Source organism: Halomonas sp. C22, from assembly GCF_007655045.1.
Lineage (GTDB): Bacteria > Pseudomonadota > Gammaproteobacteria > Pseudomonadales > Halomonadaceae > Vreelandella > Vreelandella hamiltonii.
The window spans coordinates 311,124-331,981 of sequence record NZ_VBVC01000001.1 but is presented as its reverse complement, the minus strand read 5'-3'; the positions used below and the strand labels follow the sequence as shown (position 1 = coordinate 331,981).

The following is a 20,858-nucleotide window of genomic DNA, read 5'->3' as shown; positions in this document are numbered from 1 at the left end:
GGATTAACACTCGATGGCGTTGACCGCGAGCCCTCCCTTGGAGGTCTCCTTGTATTTGTCCTGCATGTCGCGTCCGGTATCGCGCATGGTCTTGATCACTTTATCCAGCGAGACGAAGTGGTCGCCATCACCATGCAGCGCCATGCGGGCGGCATTGATGGCCTTGACCGACGCAATGGCATTGCGCTCGATACAAGGGACCTGCACCAGCCCCGCCACCGGGTCACAGGTCAGCCCCAGGTTATGTTCCAGGCCAATTTCCGCAGCGTTTTCTACCTGCCGCGGCGTACCGCCCAGCACTTCGGCCAGCCCGGCCGCCGCCATGGCGCACGCCGAGCCGACCTCTCCCTGGCAGCCCACCTCCGCCCCGGAGATCGAGGCATTCTTCTTGCACAGTATGCCCATGGCGCCCGCCGCCAACAGAAAATCGACCACGTCGGCATCGCAGGCGTCGGGTTCGAACTTCAGGTAATAGGCCAGCACCGCCGGAACGATACCGGCAGCCCCATTGGTGGGCGCCGTGACCATCCGCTTGCCGGCCGCGTTCTCTTCATTGACGGCCAGCGCAAACAGGTTGACCCAATCCATCACGCTGAAACTGCTGACGATCAGGCGCTGCTGGGCGGGCGGCGAAAGCAGTTGCTGATGCAGGGCGTTGGCGCGACGGCGCACGTTCAGCCCGCCAGGCAACCGCCCGGTGGCTTTCAATCCGTTCTCGATGCTGTCACGCATGGCGTGCCAGATCTTCAGCAGTTCGGTACGGATGGTGTCTTCGCTGCGCCAGGCTTTCTCGTTTTCCAGCATCAGCTGGCTGATACGCAAATCATTCGCCTGGCACAGTGCCAATAGCTCGTTACCCGATTCGAACGGATAAGGCAGCGCCGTCTTGTCCTCATCCAGCCCGCCCTGATCGGCACAGGCCTGGTCGACATAGAAGCCGCCGCCCAGCGAGTAGTAAGTGTTGGTCGCGATGACCCGCTCTTGCTGGTAGGCCGTGATCACCATGGCATTGGGATGAAAGGCCAGACAGGTCTCGTCCCACTCGATGTCTCGCGCACGGTCGAAGGGCAGCGAATGCCCATTGGGCAGCGTCAGTGGCGTCCCGTCGTCCAGCGCCGCCAGGCGTCCGGCAATGCTGTCGGGCTCGATGGACTCGGGCATTTCACCCATCAGGCCCATCACCACCGCATTGTCGGTGCCGTGGCCTACCCCAGTCGCGGCCAACGACCCGTGCAGCCGCACCACCAGCCGTGACACTGGCGCTTCCGGCAACGCCATCACGAAATCCCGCGCCGCGCGCATGGGCCCCACGGTATGCGAGCTGGACGGGCCAATGCCTATCCGAAACAGATCAAAGACGCTAATGGCCATGGTGACATCCGCCCCTCAACGGTCGTTATTGCTTTCATGTCGTTACTTTGCAGTGTAACCCGCCATTCGTCGAGATATTCCTGGCACGTTCGACGTGTCAGCACAGAAAAGTGACGATATAATGAACATCCATTCATGTATGTTTGTTGTTTGACTGATCTCGCCTGACGTAGAGGAACCGTGATGCCACCCTCCTGGCCTATTGATTTTCGCACTGCGCTGCTGCGCGCGACACTCTATATACTCTTCATCGGAGGCATCGCCCAAGGCGCGTATCTGGAAGCGTTGTATCTGCCTACCGTGCGCTATACCGAGCTGGGGTTCACCGAGCTGACCCAGACCTTCATTCTGATCAGTTGCTGCACCCTGCTCCTCTACGTACGCCATGTGCTGAAAGTATGGCCCACGGTGACCCTTCTGCTGCTGGCCTTCCTCGCTGCCTCGCTGGTGCGTGAGCAGGACTACTTTCTCGATGAGTACGTCGCACGGCATACCTGGAAAATCCTGGTCGCCATGATCATCCTCCCCTCACTGGCCTGGGTCGTGTACCAGCGCCAGCATTTTCTGGAGGAGTTTCGCCACTTCAGCAATAGCTTTGCCTTTGGGCTGTTTGCAGGCGGCGTACTGGTTACTTATGTATTTTCACGTCTTTATGGCAGGCAAGTGTTTTGGCGCGCCGTATTGGAGGAGCAATACGTCCGGGTTTTCAAGGATGTGGCAGAAGAAGTGGTCGAGCTGCTGGGCTATAGCCTGATTCTGTTTGCCATGATCGAGCTGCTCCTGCTGGCCCGACGCCTGCACCTTGCTCGCCAGAAAAGCGCCTGACACCCTGCCAATAGGTTCTTTTTGCCGTCTTTGAGAGCACCGCCAGAGACGGCATTTCATTTTTTACATCCCGCTATACGTAAAGCCATTTGCGCCCCCTTGACCATCCACGTAGTGTCGTCCCCCACACCGCTTTGGGCAATTTTGCTAAAAAACAACCAACTGACGACACAAACGTTATGAATACACCAAACAATCGTGAAAATACGCTAAAACGCGGGGCGTTCACTCGCTTCCTGGATAGCGTCGAATGGCTGGGCAACTTGCTGCCTCACCCGGTGACACTGTTCGCCATCCTGTGTGTGCTGGTGGTGGTCGGCAGCGGCATTGCGGGGGCGCTAGGGGTATCGGTAGCCGACCCACGCCCAGCCAATGAAGGCGAGTGGATTGCCGTCAATTCATTGCTCAACGCCGAGGGCCTGCGCCGTCTGGTCACCGAAATGGTGACCAACTTCACCAGTTTTGCGCCCTTGGGTACCGTGCTGGTGGCCATGCTGGGGGTGGGTGTGGCCGAGCACTCGGGCCTGCTGTCGGCCAGCATGCGCGCGCTGGTACTCAACCGCTCACCGCGTATCGTCACCTATGCCGTGGTATTTGCGGGCATCATGTCGAACATGGCAGCCGAGCTTGGCTATGTGGTGCTGATTCCGCTGGCGGCGATGATCTTTCATTCGCTGGGCAGACATCCGCTGGCCGGTCTGGCAGCCGCGTTTTGTGGCGTCTCCGGCGGCTACAGCGCCAACCTCTTGATCGGCACCGTCGACCCGCTGCTCTCGGGCATCACCCAGGAAGCCGCTCGTCTGCTGGACCCGGCGTATATCGTCGGGGCCGAAGCCAACTGGTTCTTCATGTTTGCCAGCACCTTTTTCGTCACCCTGATTGGCGGCCTGGTCACGGAGCGCATCGTCGAGCCGAAGCTGGGCAAGTTCGATACGGCCTATGCCGACAGCGATATCGATCAGCAGCGTATGGAGGGCCTGTCCGACACCGAAAAGCGGGCACTGAAGGGCACCGGCCTGGCCACTCTGGCACTCATCGCCCTGGTGGCCATCATGGTGGTGCCTGAAGGCGGCATTCTGCGCGACCCCGAGACCGGGCTGATCAGCGGCTCCCCCTTCCTGCGCGGCATCGTGGTGATCGTGGCCGTTTCGTTCAGCGTGCTGGGCTTCATCTATGGTCGCCTGGCAGGCACCATGCACAATGACCGCGACGTGGTGAACGCCATGGCCAAGAGCATGAGCAGCCTGGGCCTCTATATCGTGCTGGTCTTTTTTGCCGCTCAGTTCGTGGCGCTGTTCAACTGGAGCAACTTTGGCACGGTGACCGCCATTGCCGGAGCCGACCTGCTGGAGTCTCTGGGGCTGCGCGGGCCTGGACTATTTGCGCTGTTCATCATCATGTGCGCCTTCATCAACCTGTCGCTGGGCAGCGCCTCGGCGCAGTGGGCCGTGACGGCACCCATCTTCGTGCCCATGCTGATGCTGATGGGCTACGCCCCGGAAGTGATTCAGGCCGCCTACCGGATCGGCGACTCGGTCACCAACCTTATCACCCCGATGATGAGCTATTTTGGGCTGATTCTGGCCGTGGCGACCCGCTACCGCAAGGATATGGGCATTGGCACTCTGGTAGCGCTCATGCTGCCTTATACCCTGTTCATGCTGATCGGCTGGAGCCTTCTGTTCTTCCTCTGGGTATTCGTACTGGGTCTGCCCGTAGGACCGGGCTCCGCGACTCACTACACCCTGTAAAGGCTTCAACAAAAGCGGCAAGGTGCTACTGGCACCTTGCCCAACAGCCGCCCACAAAAAAGCCCGCCGTGTTTCCACGGCGGGCTTTTTCGAGCGACGCTTACTCGTCCAGGAAGGAACGCAGCGGCTCGGAACGGCTGGGATGACGCAGCTTGCGAAGCGCCTTGGCTTCGATCTGGCGGATCCGCTCTCGGGTCACGTCGAACTGCTTGCCGACTTCTTCCAGGGTGTGATCGGTATTCATGTCGATACCGAAACGCATGCGCAGCACCTTCGCTTCGCGAGCGGTCAAACCACCGAGGACGTTACGGGTCGCTTCGATCAGGCCTTCGCCGGTCGCCATATCGATGGGCAGCAGCATGGTGCTGTCCTCGATGAAGTCGCCCAGGTGAGAGTCATCGTCATCACCAATCGGCGTCTCCATGGAGATCGGCTCCTTGGCGATCTTGAGCACCTTGCGCACCTTGTCTTCCGGCATTTCAAGACGCTCGCCCAGCTCTTCAGGCGTCGGCTCGCGGCCCATTTCCTGCAGCATCTGACGAGAGACACGATTGAGCTTATTGATGGTCTCGATCATATGGACCGGAATACGAATGGTCCGCGCCTGATCCGCGATGGAGCGCGTAATGGCCTGACGAATCCACCATGTCGCGTAGGTGGAGAACTTGTAGCCACGGCGATACTCGAACTTGTCCACCGCCTTCATCAGACCGATATTGCCTTCCTGAATCAGATCCAGGAACTGCAGGCCACGGTTGGTGTACTTCTTGGCGATCGAGATCACCAGACGCAGGTTGGCCTCGACCATCTCTTTCTTGGCCCGGCGCGCCTTCGCTTCACCGATGGAGAGCTTGCGGTTGACTTCCTTCAGGTCCGCCACCGTCAGCTGCACCATGTCTTCCTCGAACGCAATCTTGCGCTGAGAACGTGCGATGTCGGCACGCAGTGGCTCAAGACGGTCGGCATACTTGGGCTGCGCTTCCTGGAAAGCGTCCAGCCACGACGAATCCGACTCATGCCCCGGGAAGGACTTGATGAAGGTCTTGCGCGGCACCTTGGCTTTCTTGACGCACAGCTGCATGACCGCCTTTTCCTGGGCACGCACCTGCTCCACGCTGATGCGGATCTGCCCCACCAGACGCTCGAAGTGCTTGGGCACCAGTTTGATGGGCGAGAACAGCTCGGCCAGACGTGCCTGCTCGGCCTTCAGCTCGCTACTGCCACGGCCAAACTTGGCCAGCGCCGCTTCGACGGCAGCATTCTGCTCACGAATCTGCTCGAAACGCGCCTTGGCTTCTTCTGGGTCCGGGCCACCTTCGCTGGCGGTGGTGTCCTCGTCATCGTCGTCATCGTCGCTGTCGATATCGTCGTCATCGCTCATCTCGGTATCGACTTCCGGCTCGGGGGCTTCCGCTTCAGCCACCCCGGGAATACCTTCATCGGGGTCGATGAAGCCGGAGAACAGGTCGGAAAGGCGCCCTGGCGCCTCCTCGTCCTGGGTCGCGTCGTAGGCTTCGAGGATGGAGGCAACGGCACCGGGCAGGTACGCAAGCGCCGACATGACTTCCCGCGTGCCCTCTTCGATCCGCTTGGCGATTTCGATTTCGCCTTCACGGGTCAGCAGCTCCACCGTACCCATCTCACGCATGTACATGCGGACAGGGTCAGTGGTGCGACCGACGTCGCTTTCCACGGCGGCGAGTGCCGCAACGGCCTCTTCCGCAGCGGATTCGTCCGCGGAGTGATCCGACATCATCAAAGTGTCTTCATCTGGCGCTTCTTCAACGACACTGATACCCATGTCGTTGATCATGCCAATGATGTCTTCCACTTGATCCGGGTCGGCGATATCCTCGGGTAGATGGTCGTTGACCTCGGCATAGGTCAGGTAGCCCTGTTCCTTGCCGCGCGCGATCAACTCCTTCAGACGTGACTGCTGCTGCGCATTTCCAGCCATAGAAACCCTATCTCGACGAAGAAGAATGAAACACCTGGGGCGCTGAATCGATTAAACTCAACAAGCCGAACAGTATAGCGTAAATAGCTGGATTTTTTCCAGCGAAACGTATTTTCGCGATCATTCAGGTGTGTTAGGTTGTTCGGTTAGCCAATACTTGGCGGCATAACCTCTATGTGGCCCTGAAGTTCGAGATTTCAACCCCTCACCTCTTGCAACCACCTTGTGCATTAGCGGCCCTGGGTCAATTCCATCACCAACCCGGCCAACCGCTGCCGCTGCTCCTTATCCAGCTTTTGCCCTGAGCGCTCCAGCGCCAGCAAGGCATCGTACTCTTCCTGCGGCGAACGCTTGCGCTGCTTCTCGACCAGGTGTTCGACCAGTCCGGTCAGCTCGTCCTCGCGGGTCGCCCTGGGAATCAGCAGCTCACGCGCGGCCAGCTCTGCCAGCACGCGCCCTTCATCACTGCCCTGAAAGTGCGCCAGTACCACCTGCGGGCTGCGGTAGCGTCCGGCGCGGAGCAGGGCAATCAGGTCACGGCACAGCGATGCCTGAGGATCCTGGCCAGGCAGCCAATCCTGCGCTTCCGGCAGAACGGCCACCAGCGTCGGTTCATGCAGCAACAGCTGCACGATACGCCCTACGGTGGAGAGCGCCCGCGAGGTGCTCGCCTGACGCAATGGCCGACCACCGCGCGGGCGAACCTGCTCTTCCGGCGCCGCCTGCGCATCGACCGGCTCCCACTGCGGCGACACCCTGGAGGCTGCTGCCACGCGTTTGTCCAGCAACCCCTGCAACTGCGCCTGGGACAGCCCACTTCGCTTGGCGAGCGTCTCCAGCAGCAGCGACTTCAGCATGCCTTCCGGGACCTTCTGCAGCGCCTCCAGCACGTGACTGGCGAAGCGCTCGAGCCCTTCCACGGTCTGCAAGTCGCGCCCTTGGGCAGCCTGCTCGAACAGAAACTCCGACAGCGGCATGGCACAGGTCACGCGGTCTTCGAAGGCCTCGCGACCCTCGCGGCGTACCAGCGAATCCGGGTCATCCCCTTCCGGCAAGAACAGAAACCGTGCCTCGCGGCCATCGATCATCTGCGGCAGCGCGGTTTCCAGCGCACGGCTGGCTGCCTGACGCCCGGCGCGGTCACCGTCGAAACAGAACACCACGCGACTGACCAGGCGGAACAGGCGCGTCAGGTGGTCTTCGGTGGTGGCGGTGCCCAGCGTGGCCACGGCGTTATGAATGCCGTACTGCGCCAGCGCCACCACGTCCATGTAACCTTCGACCATCACCAGCTGTTCCAGCTTGCTGGTCGCCTGACGCGCTTCGTACAAGCCGTACAGCTCGCGCCCCTTGTGGAAGACGGGCGTCTCCGGCGAGTTGAGGTATTTGGGCTGCTCATCCCCCATGACCCGACCGCCAAAGGCGATGGTCCGACCGCGCAAATCGCGTATCGGAAACATCACTCGGTCGCGGAAGCGATCATAAGTGCGCCCAGTGTCCTCGCGGTGAATCAGCAGACCGTACTCGATCTGCACCGACTCACCGATGCCCTTGGCGCTCAGATGCTGCTTCAGCGCCTCCCACCCGCCGGGGGCATAGCCAATCCCATAGGTGGTCATCACGTCTGGCGAAAGGCCACGCCCCTGCAAGTAGCGCTGGGCCGCCTGCCCCTCCTGCATCTTCAATCGCTCGCGATAGAAGCTGGCCGCCACCTCGAGAAGATTGACACCTTCCTTGCGTTTTTTCTCCCGCTGCTGGGCACGCGGGTCGTCCGCCCCTTCCCTGGGCACGTCCAGCCCCAGCCGCCCGGCCAGCTGCTCGACCGCCTCGGGAAAGGGCAGCTTGTCGTATTCCATCAAAAAGCGTAGCGCATTACCGTGGGCACCACAGCCAAAGCAGTGATAGAACTGCTTGTCGGCACTGACGGTAAACGAAGGTGTTTTTTCCTGATGGAAAGGACACAGGCCGGAAAAATTACGGCCCGCTTTCTTGAGCTGTACGCGCTCCCCCACCACCTCGACCACGTCGACGCGGCCAAGCAGATCGTCGATAAATCGCTGTGGAATTTGACCTGCCATGGGCTGAGGGCATCCTCGCGCAACACGCTTGTGGGCGGGTCTAACGTCATCAGGCCACGCGCCTGATCACCTTAAACCGCGTAAAACAGACAACACGAAACGAAAAACAAACGGCCACCTGGTGGCGGCCGCTTGGCATCCCTCTTGAGACAACCAGCCAACTGCTCTGGCTCTCTCCAGGTACGGATCAATAGAGCCGTTCGAAACGCTTACGCTCACGCTGCAACTTCTTGGCGTGACGTTTTACGGCAGCTGCCGCTTTGCGCTTGCGCTCAGCAGTCGGCTTCTCGTAGTGCTCGCGACGACGTACTTCAGACAGAACGCCAGCTTTTTCGCAAGAACGCTTGAAGCGACGCAGGGCGACGTCAAACGGCTCGTTATCACGTACTTTTACAGAAGGCATTAAGCACTCACCTACCTTAAGGAGTCTTGAGTTCGGATAGTACGCACACCGAACAAGACGGTGTACGACCCAGTTTTACAGCGCACAGTAGTCTAGTCGTGGTTGGCCATCTTTGCAAATGCTTACGCCCAGCGGGCGCTACAATGCTAGACTAGCCGGTTTCGAGTACCTGCCTTTTCAATCAGATGAGTGCTTTTGCCATGCGTGTACTGGGCATCGAGACATCCTGCGACGAAACCGGCGTCGCCATTTACGACACGGCCTACACCGGCGGCCAGGGTCTGCTGGCCGATGCCCTGTACAGCCAGATCGCCATGCACGCCGAATATGGCGGCGTGGTGCCCGAACTGGCCTCTCGGGATCACACACGCAAGCTGCTGCCGCTGATCGAACAGGTATTGAAAGAGGCCGATCTTTCCCGCCACGACTTGGACGGCATCGCCTATACGGCGGGCCCGGGATTGGTGGGTGCGCTGATGGTCGGTGCCAGCACCGCACATGGCATGGCCAGGGCGCTGAACATTCCCGTACTGGGGGTGCATCACATGGAAGGCCACCTGCTGGCGCCCATGCTGGAGGAGGAGGCTCCTGCCTTTCCCTTCGTGGCCCTGCTGGTCTCCGGCGGCCACACCCAGCTGGTGGAAGTACAGGGGCTGGGTTGCTATCGACTCCTGGGCGAATCGGTAGACGATGCGGCCGGTGAGGCCTTCGACAAGGCCGCCAAGATGCTGGGCCTGGCGTACCCAGGCGGCCCGCTGGTGGCCAAACTGGCCGAACAGGGCGACCCTAAGCGCTTTCGCTTCCCGCGCCCCATGACCGACCGCCCCGGGCTCGACTTCAGCTTTTCAGGCCTGAAGACCCACACCTTGACGACGATTCGCCAGCTGGAAGCCGCAGGCGAGCTGGACGAACAGGCCAAAGCCGACGTGGCACGCGCCTTCGAAGAGGCCGTCGTGGATACGCTGGTCATCAAGTGCCGCCGAGCCCTGGACGAGACCGGCCTGAAACGCATCGTGATGGCGGGTGGTGTGAGTGCCAATACGCGGCTGCGCGAGCGCCTGGCCCTGGAGACCCAAAAGCGCCAGGCTCGGGCCTATTACCCACGTGGGCGCTTCTGCACCGACAATGGTGCCATGATTGCCTATGTGGGCGCCCAGCGTCTGGCGGCAGGAGAGCGCGACGACAGCGGTATCATGCAGGCTACACCACGCTGGCCACTGGACACGCTGACAGCGCCCCTCAGCACCACCCGATAAGCCGTTGGCCTATTTGCGCAGCGGGGGCTCTTCCCCCTGCCGCCAGCGACGAATATTGAGCACATGACGGGTCAGCACCAGCAGGCTGAACCCGCCCACCACGATCATATAGTCAGGCGCCAGCCAGGCGCACAGCAGGGGCGCCAACAGCGCGCTCGCAACCGACGCCAGCGCGGCGGTACCCAACCGCCATGCCATCAACGCCCAGATGGCAGCGCTGAGCAGCGCGACGCTGGGCACCAGCACCAGCAACACCCCGAAGGCGCTGGCGACGGCCTTGCCGCCTCGAAACCCATACCAGAGCGGGAAGCTGTGGCCCAGCAGCACCGCCAGCCCTACCAGACCCTGCCACATAATCGGCAAGGCCAGCCACTTGGCAGCCAAGACCACCGGCACCGCCTTCAAGGCATCCAACGCCAGGGTGGCCGCCGCCAGCCGAGGGCCATACAGCCGTAACACGTTGGAAAACCCGGGGTTACAGGAACCGCAAAAGCGCGGATCGGCCACGCCTGCCCAACGGCAGACGCTCACCGCCGCCAGCCAACTGCCGCTCAAGTACCCCATGACGATCCACAGCATCCCCTGCTCACCCTGCCCCTCATCAGCCAGCGCCGCCGCCTGAACTGTCGTTTATGGTCGTCCTCAAGTACAATCGCCCGCTTGTCGACGCTGGGGAATGGCCTGTGGACCGCATATTGATTGAAGCACTCACCGTAGAAACCGTGATTGGCGTATACGATTGGGAGCGCACCATCACGCAATCGCTTAGCCTGGATCTCTCCCTGGCCACGGACATCCGGCCTGCCGCCGCCACCGATGATTTGCGCCTGACTCTCGATTATGCCGCGATCTGCCAGCGAATCCAGCAGTTCGCCGACGAGCATCAGTTTGCGCTGGTCGAAACCTTTGCCGAGCGGCTGGCCGCCAGTTTGCAGCACGAGTTCCCGATCAGCTGGCTGCACATGCGTGTGCGCAAGCCCGGCGCGGTGCCTCAAGCAGCCAGTGTCGGGTTGGAAATCACCCGTGGCAGCCTGCCAAAAAACCGCAAGGATAGCGACCCATGAACCTGGTGACACTGAGCCTGGGCAGCAATATCGACCCGGAAAAGCACATCCGCCTGTGCCTGGATGCCCTGGCAGAGACGTTTGGCGAACTGCAGATATCGCGCATTTTCGAGAGCGAACCCGTCGGCTTCAAGGATAGCCGCAATTTCTACAACCTGGTGGTGGCGTTCCATAGCGACTGGTCCGTGGCCAGACTGCAGGCTTGGTCCAAAGCATTGGAAATGGCCCACGGGCGGACGCCCGACATGGTCAAGTGCAGCCCGCGTGCTCTGGATATCGATCTGCTGACCGTGGGGGACGCCTGCGGCGTGATAGATGATGTGGCCCTGCCGCGGGCTGAAATCACCCAGAACGCGTTCGTACTGCAACCCTTGGCCGAGCTGCTGCCCGACGAACGGCACCCCCGCTGTCATACGCCTTATGCCACGCTGTGGCAGCGTTTCACCTTGGGTCGTCAGCGGCTGTGGGCCATCGACTTTCAGTGGCAGGGGCGCTTCGTTTCCCAGGCCGACCCCTTGCCGCGCAAGCTCCACGCGCGCTAAAGCGCTGCGGCCACGGCCTCGCGCCGCCGTTGACGCAGCGCTTCTCCCAAGGCTGCCCCTCGATAGCCTTCCCCCATCAACACCTGAGGGCTGACCGCGCAGGCGGCTTGCCAGGCCGCCTCCAGAACGGGGCGCAAGGCCGGCGCAAGCCGCTCCAGCAACTGCAATTGCGCGCTGACCTGGGCAGGCTTGCGCCAGCCATCCAGACGCTCCAGCCAGCACAGCACTTTCTCGGCTTCCAGCGGGGCTGCCAGCAGCGCCTTGGTCGAGGCGGCATGGCGTGCCAGCTGCGCAACGCTATTGGGCAACTTCAAACGCACGGCCAGGGCTTCGCGCTGTGGCTCACTCAGCACCGACACCAGCAGCGCATAGCGCCAGTGCGCCAGCGGCGGCTCGCGCTGTTCGGGAGCTGCCTGCATGGCCTCCAGGGCCTGGGCCAGACACGCCTTCGCTGCCAGCTCAGGCCACCACGCCGCCAACGCATCACACGCGGCCAGGGTCGTGAAATAGCACTCGGGGCTGGGTTCGGCCAGCGCCTTCTCGGTCTCGACCCACACGCGCTCGGCTGCCAGATGCGCCAGCTCTCCGCTGCGGCTGACCGCGCGCATCAGGGCCAGGGTATCCGGCGCAACGGCAAAGCCCATGGAGGCATAGCGGGCTAAAAAACGCGCAGTACGCAGTACGCGCAAGGGGTCTTCACTGAAGGCGGGGGAGACATGGCGAAGCCAGCGTTGCTCGATGTCCCGCTGTCCGTGATAAGGGTCGGTCAAATGCCCATCCGCCGCCTGGGCGATGGCATTGATGGTCAGATCCCGACGGGAGAGATCCTCTTCCAACGTCACGTCGGGGCTGGCGTGCACCTCGAACCCGCCATACCCGTGGCCCGACTTGCGCTCGGTACGCGCCAGCGCGTACTCCTCCTGGGTAGCCGGGTGCAGGAACACCGGAAAATCGCGCCCGACGGGTTTGAATCCACGCTGCTGCATCATTTCGGGGGTTGCCCCCACCACCACCCAGTCGTGATCCACCACGGGCCACCCCAACAGCTCGTCCCGCACGGCCCCACCCACGCGGTAGACCTCCAGCCCTTGGGTGTATGCATCCAGCTGAAACATCAGCGGCCTCCCTGCTGGCTGGGCACACTGACACGCTGGCCGCTCTCCAGCACCAGCGCGCTCAGAGAACCACCCCACACGCACCCGGTATCGATCCCGTGCACATCCACCTTCGCGCCAGGGGTACGCCCCTCCAACGCCGCCCAGTGGCCAAACAGCAGGCGCAGATCGTCGGCACGGGGAAACTGGAACCAGGGCGCAAAGCCCGCAGGCGCGCTCTCCAGCCCCTCCTTGGCAGCAAAATCGAGCCGCTCCTGGGCATCGATGAAGCGCATCCGAGTGAACACATTGACGATACAGCGCAGCCTGTCCATGCCCTCGAGCTGGTCGTGGAAGCGATCAGGCTGATTGCCGAACAGTTGGCTCAGGAAAGCTCCCGCCTGCTCGCTGCCCAGCGCTGCTTGTACTTCTCCGCTCAGCGCCAGCGCCTGTTCGGCACTCCAACTGGGCAGCAGCCCGGCGTGGGTCATCAGCGTGTTATCGGCCTGTACCGCAAGAGGAAGGCTTTGCAGCCAGTCCAGCAAATCGTCACGGTGGGGCGAAGACAGAATGTCGTCCAGCGTGTCGTGGCGCTTGAGCTTGCCGCCCCCCCGTGCCACCACCAGCAGGTGGAAATCGTGGTTCCCCAGCACGCTGCGTGCGGCGCTGCCCAGCGCTTTCACTTCCTGCAGGCAGGCCAGGGAGCCAGGCCCCCGGTTGATCAAATCGCCCACCAGCCAGAGCGTATCGCGGGCGGGATCAAAGCTGATTTTATCCAGCAAGGCGACAAACTCGGCATGACATCCATGCAGGTCGCCAATGATATAAGTGCTCATGGGTAAAGGCCTGTTGACTGATTCAATGTTGGCGTCGCGGGGCCGTATCGGTGACCACGCATAAACCGCTGGAGCAATCGCCGTGCATATCCCACTATAACGTTAGCGACTCGGCAACCCCTGGCAGGCCTATCTGACAAGCCCTGACAACCACCGGGGGTGCGATTCGCGCACGACTGGCCACCACAAGGATGCCCCGCCATGCCTGCCTCTGCCTTGCCCGACGACGCGCCCCTGCGTCTTACCCGGCGCGATGCGCTCAAGACCTTCACCCTGATCACGGGCGGCACGTTGGTCGCGCTAGCCTACTCACCGCTTTTGCAGGCCCGGCCGGTAAAGCAGGTGAATGGCTGGCTGCTGCATGAGGATGATCGCTAATGTATGTGGCGTTCGAAACCCTTGCGGCCCAGACCGCGCCCCCTGCCCCGCCCTATGACCTGTGTATCGTGGGGGCAGGCGCTGCGGGCATCAGCATCGCGGTGACGCTGGCCCAGCGTGGCCACCGCATTCTGCTATGCGAAGGGGGCGGAGCCTCGTACAGCGAACGCTCCCAGGAGATCTACCGAGGCGAGGTGGTGGGCGACGCCTACCCGGCGCTCGACGGTGCCCGTTTACGTTACCTGGGTGGCTCCACCAATCACTGGGGTGGCGTTTGCCGCCCCCTCGACCGCCACGATTTCGTCGCCAAGCCTGCCGCCCCCGAGACGGGCTGGCCCATCACCCATGACGCGCTGGCCCCCTACTACGCTCCGGCAGCCACACTGCTCGACCTGACACCGCCGCCAAATGACAGCCCGCTGGTCGGCTCCGGCTTCGAGCGCATTCATTTTTCACTGGGCAACCCGGTACGCCTGAAAGACAAGTATGCGCCTGCCTTGAACGCCGCCCCTACGCTGGACTACTGCCTGGATGCCAACCTGACGGGCATCGAGCAGGAGGCAGGCCATGTACGGAGCATCACGCTGCGCAGCTTTGCCGGTCAGCAGTGCCAGGTGCGGGCGCGCTATTTCGTGCTGGCCTGCGGCGGCATCGACAACGCTCGGCTGCTGCTGTGGCTGAACCAGCAGACCCAAGGGGCGCTGATTCGCGATGCCACGACGCTGGGTCGCTACTGGATGGAGCATCCCCATGCATCGGTGGGTCAGGCGCTGCTGTTCAACCCCCAGGCGGTGGGCATCGACCCCGAATACAACGTGTTCCTTTCGCCTACGCCCACGGCCCTGCGTCAGCGTGGGCTCCTCAACTGCGGGCTGCGGCTCCACCGCATGAGCCCGGAAGGCACGCAGCAGCTCATCGACACGCTATCGCTCACGGCTCCGGCGCTGGGGCAACAGATTGCCGCTCGGCATGCACGCGGTGAACGTATGCATGGCGTCATTCTGCGAGCCGCCTGGGAGCAGGAGCCCCGTTTCGACAACCGAGTGGCGTTGAGCGAAGAACACGACGAATTTGGCATACCGCGCAGCCGCCTGTTCTGGCGGCAGTCCGCGCTGGATTACCACACCATCCGCGACAGCCTGATGCTGTTCGGCGAGTACCTGATCGACCAGGACATTGGCCGCTTGCAGTTGGCCGACTGGCTGGCCTCGCCTACGGTGCAGTTCCCTGTTGAAGGCGAGCTGGCCGGTCGCCACCACATGGGCGGGACGCGCATGAGCCATCGAGCCGAGCAAGGGATCGTGAACAGCGACTGCCGACTGTTCGATCAGCGCAATCTGTATATTGCGGGTTCCAGCGTCTTCCCAAGCGTCGGCCATGCCAACCCGACCCTGACCATCGTCCAGCTGGCACTGAGGCTATGCGACCATCTGCATGCCCAACTGACCCCACCCGCGGCCTGAGCCGAGAGTGAGGCGTCAATGCAGCTGGCGGGGCACCGCTAACCGAAAAGGCGAGACGGGCACATCGAACGCCCGCTGGGTGTAGGTGTTCAACAAGGTGTAAGCACCCTCCATGACACCTACCGGGGTTTGCAGTATCGCTCGGCTGGTATAGCGGAACCGTTGCCCCGGGCCAATCAGCGGCTGCTGACCCACCACGCCCTTGCCGCGCACTTCCTGGCTCTCGCCATTGCCCTGGGTGATTTTCCAGTAGCGTGCCATCAGCTGCACGCTATGGGGGCTTTGGTTGTGCACCGTCACGGTATAGCTGAATACGTAGCGGGCCTCGCTGGCACTCGACTCGGCGTCCTGAAACTCTGGCGTGACGCTGACCTCGATCTCCAGCCCGCTCACGCGTCACCACTCCGCTGTTCCACGTCCTCATTGGCGGCCACATGATTGGCGATGGTCACGTATTCCGCCACGGTCAGGGTTTGCGGGCGCCGGGCAGGGTCGATGCCCAACGCTTCCAGGGCCTCTGCACTGACCCGCCCCTTCAGGTTGTTGCGCAGCGTCTTGCGGCGCTGCCCAAAGGCCAGCTTGACCAGCTCGAAAAGCAGGGCCGGATCATCGGCCACCTGGGGTAGCGATGCATGGGGCGTCAGCCGCACGATGGCGGAATCGACCTTGGGGCGGGGCACGAAGGCTTCCGGTGGCACGATGAACAGCTGGTCCACCTGACAGTAATACTGCGCCATCACCGAGAGCCGCCCCCAATCGGTACTGCCGGGCTCGGCCGCCAGGCGCTCCACCACCTCTTTTTGCAGCATGAAGTGCATATCGGCGATGGCTGACCCCATGGTCAGCAGGTGCACGATCAGCGGCGTCGAAATGTTGTAAGGCAGATTCCCCACCACGCGCAGCGGCTGACCGTCGCCCTTGAGGGCGGCAAAATCGAACTTCAGTGCGTCGCCTTCGTGAATCACGAATTCGGGGTAGTTGAAAAACTGCACCCGCAACCCCGGAATCAGATCTCTATCCAGCTCGATGACTTCCAGCTTGCCGGTCGCTTCCAGCAAGGGAGCAGTGAGCGCGCCCTGGCCGGGACCGATTTCGACCAGCCGATCGCCTTCACGCGGCCCGATGGCACGGACAATCCGTGAAATGATCCCGAGATCACGGAGAAAGTTTTGACCGAAGCGTTTACGAGCACGGTGCTGCTGGGGCACTTGAGACATCTAACAGTGTTCCTTGGAGGGTTGATTCATGGGGCGGCCTGAGAGGAGGCACGCTGGGTGGCCAGCCGCTGGGCGAGTGCCACCGCCACGCCCAGGCTGGAGGGGTTGGCAATACCGCGGCCTGCCAGGTCCAGCGCCGTGCCATGGTCTACCGAGGTGCGTACCAGCGGCAGCCCCAGGGTGATGTTGGCAGCCTGACCAAAGCCTGCGTATTTTAGCACTGCCAGGCCCTGGTCGTGATACATCGCCAGTACCGCATCGACCCCCGCCAGATGGCGTGGGGTAAACAGGGTATCGGCCGGAAACGGGCCTTCCACGTTCAGGCCCTCGGCACGCAGCGCCTGCAGGGTGGGCGTGATGATTTCCAGCTCTTCGCGGCCCAGGTGGCCATCTTCACCCGCATGGGGGTTGAGCCCACACACCGCCACCCGAGGCTGGGCAATGCCGAATTGACGCTGCAGGTCCGCCACCAGTAGACGGCTGATGCGCGCAATACGCTCACCGGTGATGGCATCCGCCACATCGCGCAGCGGTAGATGGGTGGTCACCAGAGCAACCCGCAGGTCGCTTTCGCCCTGCCACTGTGGCGACGTGGCGTGCAACGCAGCGTCCGTGGCCAACAGCATGACCACCTCATCCACGCCGCAGGCGTCCCGCAGCCACTCGGTGTGGCCCGTGAAGTGCGGGTAGCCACCTTCGATGATCACGCCCTTGTGCAGCGGGGCAGTCACCATGGCCGCCGCGTGTCCGGCCAGGCAGGCATCCACTGCCGTCTGCAGGGTGTCCAGCACATAGCCTGCATTGGCAGGGTCCAGCACGCCGGGCGTGGCCGGTGCGCGCAAGGCGACCGGCCACACCACCAGGCGCCCTGGCGAGGAGACCTGCTGGCTGCCCGGCTCGGCGACCACGATCTCCACCGTGAGCGCGAGCAACGCCGCCCGCTGGGCGAGCAGCGTCGGGTCACCTACCGCCACGGTGTTGTTCAGACGCCCCTGGGCCGCCAGCATCAGCGTCAGCTCGGGGCCGATACCGGCGGGCTCCCCGGTGGTGATCAGCAGCGGCAGCGACATTACAGGCGAATGTCCACGAAGGCCTGTTCGCGAATTTCACGCTGCCATACTTCCAGCTCTTCATTGGCACGACGCTGGAAGATGGCCTGGCGCACCTGCTCGCGACGGCTCTCTTCGGTCACGTCCTGACGGCGACGCTCCAGCACTTCGATCACGTGGTAGCCAAACTGCGAGCGCACCGGCTCGGACAGCTGGTTGGGGCCGAGCGAGTTCATGGCCTCTTCGAAGGCAGGCACCGTCTGGCCGGGGCGCACCCAGCCCAGGTCGCCGCCGTTCATGCCGCTTCCCCGGTCATCGCTGAGTTCACGGGCAACGGTGGCAAAGTCTTCGCCCTGCTGCAGGCGCTGGCGAGCCTGCTCTGCACGGCTACGCGCTTGCGCTTCGTCACGGGTGGGCGTCAGCTCGACCAGCACGTGGCGCGCGCGGGTCTCTTCGATGAACGACTGGCCCTGCTGAGAGGGCTGCTGCTCGAGAAAACGTTCCACTTCCCGGTCCGACACGGAAACCCGCTGGCTGATCTGACGCTGCTGCACCTGGCGCATCAGCATTTCGCGCCGTACTTCCTCACGCACGCTGGCCAGACTCATGCCATCGGCTTCCACGGCATCGGCAAACTGGTCCAGGCTCATGCCATTGGACTCGGCAATGGTACGCAGCTGACGGTTAAGCTCGGTGTCGTCCACGCTCAGGTTGGCACGGCTGGCCATCTGCAGCTGAATTTCGTCCATCACCATGCGCTCCAGCACCTGCTGGGCCAACTGGCTGCGGGGCGGCAGTTGCCCGCCTTGAGCGGCCGCCTGCTGTTCGATTTGCGCGATGCGGTCGTTCAGCTCGCTGCGCATGATGACACCATCGTTGACAACGGCCACGACGCTATCCAGCGGCTGACGCTGCGCGGATTCGAAGCTCTGGGCCTGAACGCTCAACGGTACCAGGGCAGCACCGGCACCCAGGCACAGGGTCATCATGGTGCCCGCCGAAAGCAATCTTGCCCGCTGGGAGAGCTTGCGGGTCCGCAGGGTCTTTCTGATCGTCATAAAAAGTCTCTTTCAGTCGCCATTCAAGGTGATCGTTAAAGGGGTGTGGGGCGGTAGCCAGGGATCGCCTGCTCAAAGTAGCTGTCGGCCTGTTGACCAACACCGCCAAGACCACGGAAGACAAAGCGCAAGAACAGCCCACGGTCACTAAAGTCGTCTTCCACTCTGGCGGTATCGTTGTCGTCTATCCACTCCCGCCAGACAAGCTGTACGCCGTAGCAGCAGTCGTTCCACTGCAAGCCCGCCAACTGCTCCAGAGGACGATCGTTGGTTTGATCGTGCAGGTAGCGGCCAATCAAATCAATCCTTGGGCTGGCTTTCCAGGCCAGCGACAGGTCCCACTCTTCACGACTGTAGTCGCGGAAGCCGTCGTCGCCGGGCACCACGGAAGGATCGAACCCTTCGATCTCCCAGCGGTAGCCAAGGTTCACTACGTGGCCGTCCGGATGGCGATAACGTACATCGACACTGGAGCGTTCGGTCTGCTCACGCTCGTCGTCGTAGAGCCATTCATAGCCCGTGCTCCAGCGGTCGTTGATCTGCCAGTCCAGACGGGTCACCAGCGGCGAGCGGTCTCGCGTGGCCTGATAGCGGCTCAGCGGATTGGCATTGGGAGCATCCTCCGGTCGCGGCGGCAGCGTGCTCGGGTCACCGTCACTGTCGATACGCCGCTCGGCAAAGTAGAGGCTCTGGCCAACGCCCAGCGTCAAGCGATCACGCCCGGCGCTGTCTTCGATCAACCGAGACTGCACGCCCAACGAGACGCGATTCAGATCACCGACCCGGTCAGCCCCCGAGAAGCGGTGCGGGGACCAGAGCTGATCCCAGGAGAATGCCCGTTCACGGCTATCGAAGTCCGGCAGCTGGGTCTGGTTGGTACGCGGCACGTAGGCGTAGTTGATACGGGGCTCGAGAGTCTGGCGATAGTCACGCCCGCCCAGCTCAAGCTCACGCTCGAAGACCAGCCCACCGTCGATGGAGGTGATGGCGACGCTACGCGAGGGCGACGTATCGCGGTCCGTGATACGGTCGCCGTAATCCAGTTCGTAGGCGGTATGCCACAGCTCGCTGCGCGGTTCGATATAGCCCCAGGGCTGCTCATAGCGCCAGCCCACGCTGGGGGTCAGGTGCAAGCGGGTACCAATGGCGGCTTCCCGCTCGGGGACCCGCCGTTCGTCCACGTCACGCCAAAAATAGGTCGCGTTGGAGCGCCACTGGGTATAAAACCCGCTGCCCAGCTGCCAGTCCGAGTTGGCGGTCAGGCTGGGCAGACGGTAGAAAGGGCGATCGGTATCGCTGAGCGGGTCTTCCAGGCGCTGAAACCCCTGGGCCCTGGCGTCCAGCTGCCAGCGCTCGCCGCGGTAGTCCACCTGCGCCAGGCGCTCCATGCTGACCCGGTCACCGCTGCCGAACTCACCCCCAAAGTCGTCGAAATAGCGCCCATCGCTGGCCGCTCCGTAGCGCAATTGATAGTCGCTACGCGGGGCCAAGGCACCGGCGTGCTGCGCATCGATGTACCAGCGCTCTTCGCCTTCGAAGCGATTGTCTCCGGTGCTGCTGCCACCATCGCTGCCCAGGAAACCACCCTCCACGATCCCCTGGCTTTGCTCGAACAGGTAGCGATACTCGCCATTGAGCAGCAGCCCACGGTCCGACATCCAGCGCGGTGTAATGGTGGCGTCATGGTTAGGCGCAATGTTCCAGTAAAACGGCTGAGCATAGTCAAAGCCGTCACTGGAGAAGCTCAGCGTGGGCGACAGCAGCCCCGTGTGGCGGCGGTCATCGATGGGAAAACGCAGCCAGGGCCAGTAGAAAATCGGCACGTCCTTGACCTGCAGGCGCGCGTGGCGTGCCGTGCCGAATCCGGTGGCCTGGTTCAACTGGATATCGCTACCCACCAGCTGCCAGCTGTTGGCACCCGGATCACAGGTAGTGAAGGTGGCATCGCGCAGGCGATACTGCTCTTCTCCGGTTTGCTCCAGTTGACTGGCCTGACCGCGCAGGTGCTGGTCATAGAGCACGTAATGGCTATTGCGCAGCGAGGCGCGATCTTCGTTGAGCATCAGCGTGGCCTGTTCACCACGCACCATGGCCTGACCGTCGCGGATGACCAGATCACCTTCGGCATCGACGCGCTGGCGGTCCGCCGGGAGAAATACCTGATCGGCCTGCAGTTCGGTATTGCCACGACGCAAGACCACATCGCCGCGCAGCAACGCTTCGCCATCCGCGGCATAATCCGCTTCATCGGTTTCCACCGAGAGCGTTTCCGGGTTCTCTTGCGCGGACAAACGATAGTCGGGCATCACATAGCGCCCACGACACAGCTGTTGACGTGCTTCGTCCTGCCCCCAGGGCTGCCAGTCCAGCGCGTCAGCCGACAGCGGCTGGCCCTGAGCCACCGCTGACAGCGAGGCACCGGCGAGCACACTGCCCAACAGCGTTTGCGCAACCGGAGTGGTGCGCGAGATTCGCTTGCCCATGTTCGTTATCCTTGGCATCCAGAATCGGTATTA

The 20,858-nt window shown here is 62.5% G+C and carries 19 protein-coding genes; 7 read left to right on the top strand and 12 right to left on the bottom strand.

Features of this window, described 5'->3' with window-relative positions; translation table 11 throughout:
• Positions 1-3 precede the first annotated feature (3 nt).
• Positions 4-1,371: an L-serine ammonia-lyase gene (locus FEU76_RS01580; protein WP_039175634.1), complete on the bottom strand. Its 1,368-nt coding sequence runs from the start codon at positions 1,369-1,371 to the stop codon at positions 4-6.
• A 183-nt stretch (positions 1,372-1,554) separates the two neighbouring features.
• Between FEU76_RS01580 and FEU76_RS01575 the strand changes: the two genes are divergently transcribed.
• Both FEU76_RS01575 and FEU76_RS01570 read left to right on the top strand, forming a co-directional pair.
• Entirely contained in the window at positions 1,555-2,196 is a 642-nt protein-coding gene (locus FEU76_RS01575) for a hypothetical protein (RefSeq protein WP_144979803.1), read from the top strand.
• Positions 2,197-2,375: 179 nt separating this feature from the next.
• Positions 2,376-3,947, top strand: coding sequence for an AbgT family transporter (locus FEU76_RS01570; protein WP_039175630.1), 1,572 nt, complete (start codon positions 2,376-2,378; stop codon positions 3,945-3,947).
• Between the two features lie 100 nt (positions 3,948-4,047).
• Here the strand turns inward: FEU76_RS01570 and rpoD are convergent, their stop codons facing one another.
• From rpoD to rpsU, 3 genes are all read right to left on the bottom strand, one after another.
• The gene (rpoD, locus tag FEU76_RS01565) at positions 4,048-5,904 is read right to left on the bottom strand and encodes an RNA polymerase sigma factor RpoD (protein ID WP_144979800.1); all 1,857 of its coding nucleotides are present in this window, start codon (positions 5,902-5,904) and stop codon (positions 4,048-4,050) included.
• Positions 5,905-6,134: 230 nt separating this feature from the next.
• Complete coding sequence (gene dnaG, locus FEU76_RS01560) at positions 6,135-7,982, bottom strand: DNA primase (RefSeq protein ID WP_144979797.1); 1,848 nt, start codon at positions 7,980-7,982, stop codon at positions 6,135-6,137.
• 187 nt (positions 7,983-8,169) lie between these two features.
• Positions 8,170-8,385, bottom strand: a complete 216-nt coding sequence (gene rpsU / locus FEU76_RS01555) for a 30S ribosomal protein S21 (protein WP_016416934.1) — start codon at positions 8,383-8,385, stop codon at positions 8,170-8,172.
• Between the two features lie 200 nt (positions 8,386-8,585).
• Here rpsU and tsaD point away from each other — a divergent pair, with 200 nt between their 5' ends.
• Positions 8,586-9,641, top strand: coding sequence for a tRNA (adenosine(37)-N6)-threonylcarbamoyltransferase complex transferase subunit TsaD (tsaD, locus tag FEU76_RS01550; RefSeq protein ID WP_144979794.1), 1,056 nt, complete (start codon positions 8,586-8,588; stop codon positions 9,639-9,641).
• A 9-nt stretch (positions 9,642-9,650) separates the two neighbouring features.
• Here the strand turns inward: tsaD and FEU76_RS01545 are convergent, their stop codons facing one another.
• A complete protein-coding gene (locus FEU76_RS01545) occupies positions 9,651-10,220 on the bottom strand; it encodes a glycerol-3-phosphate acyltransferase (protein WP_039175619.1) in 570 nt (189 codons plus the stop codon).
• Positions 10,221-10,324: 104 nt separating this feature from the next.
• Between FEU76_RS01545 and folB the strand changes: the two genes are divergently transcribed.
• Positions 10,325-10,705, top strand: a complete 381-nt coding sequence (gene folB / locus FEU76_RS01540; protein WP_039175618.1) for a dihydroneopterin aldolase — start codon at positions 10,325-10,327, stop codon at positions 10,703-10,705.
• Positions 10,702-11,247 (top strand): 2-amino-4-hydroxy-6-hydroxymethyldihydropteridine diphosphokinase, encoded by a 546-nt coding sequence (folK, locus tag FEU76_RS01535; RefSeq protein WP_144979791.1) that lies wholly within the window; start codon positions 10,702-10,704, stop codon positions 11,245-11,247. The genes folB and folK overlap by 4 nt, the downstream gene beginning before the upstream one ends.
• Here folK and FEU76_RS01530 read toward each other — a convergent pair.
• Together FEU76_RS01530 and FEU76_RS01525 are read right to left on the bottom strand one after the other, a co-directional pair.
• On the bottom strand, positions 11,244-12,362 hold the full coding sequence (locus FEU76_RS01530; protein WP_096921361.1) for a polynucleotide adenylyltransferase: 1,119 nt from the start codon (positions 12,360-12,362) through the stop codon (positions 11,244-11,246). The two genes, folK and FEU76_RS01530, sit on opposite strands and share 4 nt — an antisense overlap.
• Positions 12,362-13,177, bottom strand: a complete 816-nt coding sequence (locus FEU76_RS01525) for a symmetrical bis(5'-nucleosyl)-tetraphosphatase (protein WP_144979788.1) — start codon at positions 13,175-13,177, stop codon at positions 12,362-12,364. Before FEU76_RS01525 ends, FEU76_RS01530 begins: the two co-directional genes overlap by 1 nt.
• Before the next feature lie 201 nt (positions 13,178-13,378).
• Here FEU76_RS01525 and FEU76_RS18525 point away from each other — a divergent pair, with 201 nt between their 5' ends.
• Both FEU76_RS18525 and FEU76_RS01520 read left to right on the top strand, forming a co-directional pair.
• The gene (locus FEU76_RS18525; RefSeq protein ID WP_186299072.1) at positions 13,379-13,555 is read left to right on the top strand and encodes a hypothetical protein; all 177 of its coding nucleotides are present in this window, start codon (positions 13,379-13,381) and stop codon (positions 13,553-13,555) included.
• Complete coding sequence (locus tag FEU76_RS01520) at positions 13,555-15,018, top strand: GMC oxidoreductase (protein ID WP_144979785.1); 1,464 nt, start codon at positions 13,555-13,557, stop codon at positions 15,016-15,018. The genes FEU76_RS18525 and FEU76_RS01520 overlap by 1 nt, the downstream gene beginning before the upstream one ends.
• 15 nt (positions 15,019-15,033) lie before the next feature.
• Here the strand turns inward: FEU76_RS01520 and apaG are convergent, their stop codons facing one another.
• From apaG to FEU76_RS01495, 5 genes are read right to left on the bottom strand one after another with little or no spacing between them, the layout of a single operon-like run.
• The gene (gene apaG / locus FEU76_RS01515) at positions 15,034-15,411 is read right to left on the bottom strand and encodes a Co2+/Mg2+ efflux protein ApaG (protein ID WP_144979781.1); all 378 of its coding nucleotides are present in this window, start codon (positions 15,409-15,411) and stop codon (positions 15,034-15,036) included.
• Positions 15,408-16,235 carry a 16S rRNA (adenine(1518)-N(6)/adenine(1519)-N(6))-dimethyltransferase RsmA gene (gene rsmA / locus FEU76_RS01510; RefSeq protein ID WP_039175608.1) on the bottom strand — a complete coding sequence of 276 codons (828 nt, stop codon included), beginning with the start codon at positions 16,233-16,235 and terminating at the stop codon, positions 15,408-15,410. The genes apaG and rsmA overlap by 4 nt, the downstream gene beginning before the upstream one ends.
• 26 nt (positions 16,236-16,261) lie before the next feature.
• Positions 16,262-17,305, bottom strand: coding sequence for a 4-hydroxythreonine-4-phosphate dehydrogenase PdxA (pdxA, locus tag FEU76_RS01505; RefSeq protein ID WP_039175605.1), 1,044 nt, complete (start codon positions 17,303-17,305; stop codon positions 16,262-16,264).
• A complete protein-coding gene (locus tag FEU76_RS01500) occupies positions 17,305-18,342 on the bottom strand; it encodes a peptidylprolyl isomerase (protein ID WP_096921365.1) in 1,038 nt (345 codons plus the stop codon). The genes pdxA and FEU76_RS01500 overlap by 1 nt, the downstream gene beginning before the upstream one ends.
• A 35-nt stretch (positions 18,343-18,377) precedes the next feature.
• Complete coding sequence (locus tag FEU76_RS01495; RefSeq protein WP_096921366.1) at positions 18,378-20,825, bottom strand: LPS-assembly protein LptD; 2,448 nt, start codon at positions 20,823-20,825, stop codon at positions 18,378-18,380.
• Positions 20,826-20,858 lie beyond the last annotated feature (33 nt).

Coding starts and splice junctions, on each gene's coding strand:
- FEU76_RS01520 (WP_144979785.1), top strand. CDS start 13,555: ATGTATGTGGCGTTCGAAACCCTTGCGGCCCAGACCGCGCCCCCTGCC.
- FEU76_RS01580 (WP_039175634.1), bottom strand. CDS start 1,371: ATGGCCATTAGCGTCTTTGATCTGTTTCGGATAGGCATTGGCCCGTCC.
- tsaD (WP_144979794.1), top strand. CDS start 8,586: ATGCGTGTACTGGGCATCGAGACATCCTGCGACGAAACCGGCGTCGCC.
- FEU76_RS01530 (WP_096921361.1), bottom strand. CDS start 12,362: ATGTTTCAGCTGGATGCATACACCCAAGGGCTGGAGGTCTACCGCGTG.
- FEU76_RS18525 (WP_186299072.1), top strand. CDS start 13,379: ATGCCTGCCTCTGCCTTGCCCGACGACGCGCCCCTGCGTCTTACCCGG.
- dnaG (WP_144979797.1), bottom strand. CDS start 7,982: ATGGCAGGTCAAATTCCACAGCGATTTATCGACGATCTGCTTGGCCGC.
- FEU76_RS01495 (WP_096921366.1), bottom strand. CDS start 20,825: ATGGGCAAGCGAATCTCGCGCACCACTCCGGTTGCGCAAACGCTGTTG.
- rsmA (WP_039175608.1), bottom strand. CDS start 16,235: ATGTCTCAAGTGCCCCAGCAGCACCGTGCTCGTAAACGCTTCGGTCAA.
- FEU76_RS01525 (WP_144979788.1), bottom strand. CDS start 13,177: ATGAGCACTTATATCATTGGCGACCTGCATGGATGTCATGCCGAGTTT.
- folK (WP_144979791.1), top strand. CDS start 10,702: ATGAACCTGGTGACACTGAGCCTGGGCAGCAATATCGACCCGGAAAAG.
- pdxA (WP_039175605.1), bottom strand. CDS start 17,305: ATGTCGCTGCCGCTGCTGATCACCACCGGGGAGCCCGCCGGTATCGGC.
- rpoD (WP_144979800.1), bottom strand. CDS start 5,904: ATGGCTGGAAATGCGCAGCAGCAGTCACGTCTGAAGGAGTTGATCGCG.
- rpsU (WP_016416934.1), bottom strand. CDS start 8,385: ATGCCTTCTGTAAAAGTACGTGATAACGAGCCGTTTGACGTCGCCCTG.
- FEU76_RS01545 (WP_039175619.1), bottom strand. CDS start 10,220: ATGCTGTGGATCGTCATGGGGTACTTGAGCGGCAGTTGGCTGGCGGCG.
- FEU76_RS01575 (WP_144979803.1), top strand. CDS start 1,555: ATGCCACCCTCCTGGCCTATTGATTTTCGCACTGCGCTGCTGCGCGCG.
- FEU76_RS01500 (WP_096921365.1), bottom strand. CDS start 18,342: ATGACGATCAGAAAGACCCTGCGGACCCGCAAGCTCTCCCAGCGGGCA.
- FEU76_RS01570 (WP_039175630.1), top strand. CDS start 2,376: ATGAATACACCAAACAATCGTGAAAATACGCTAAAACGCGGGGCGTTC.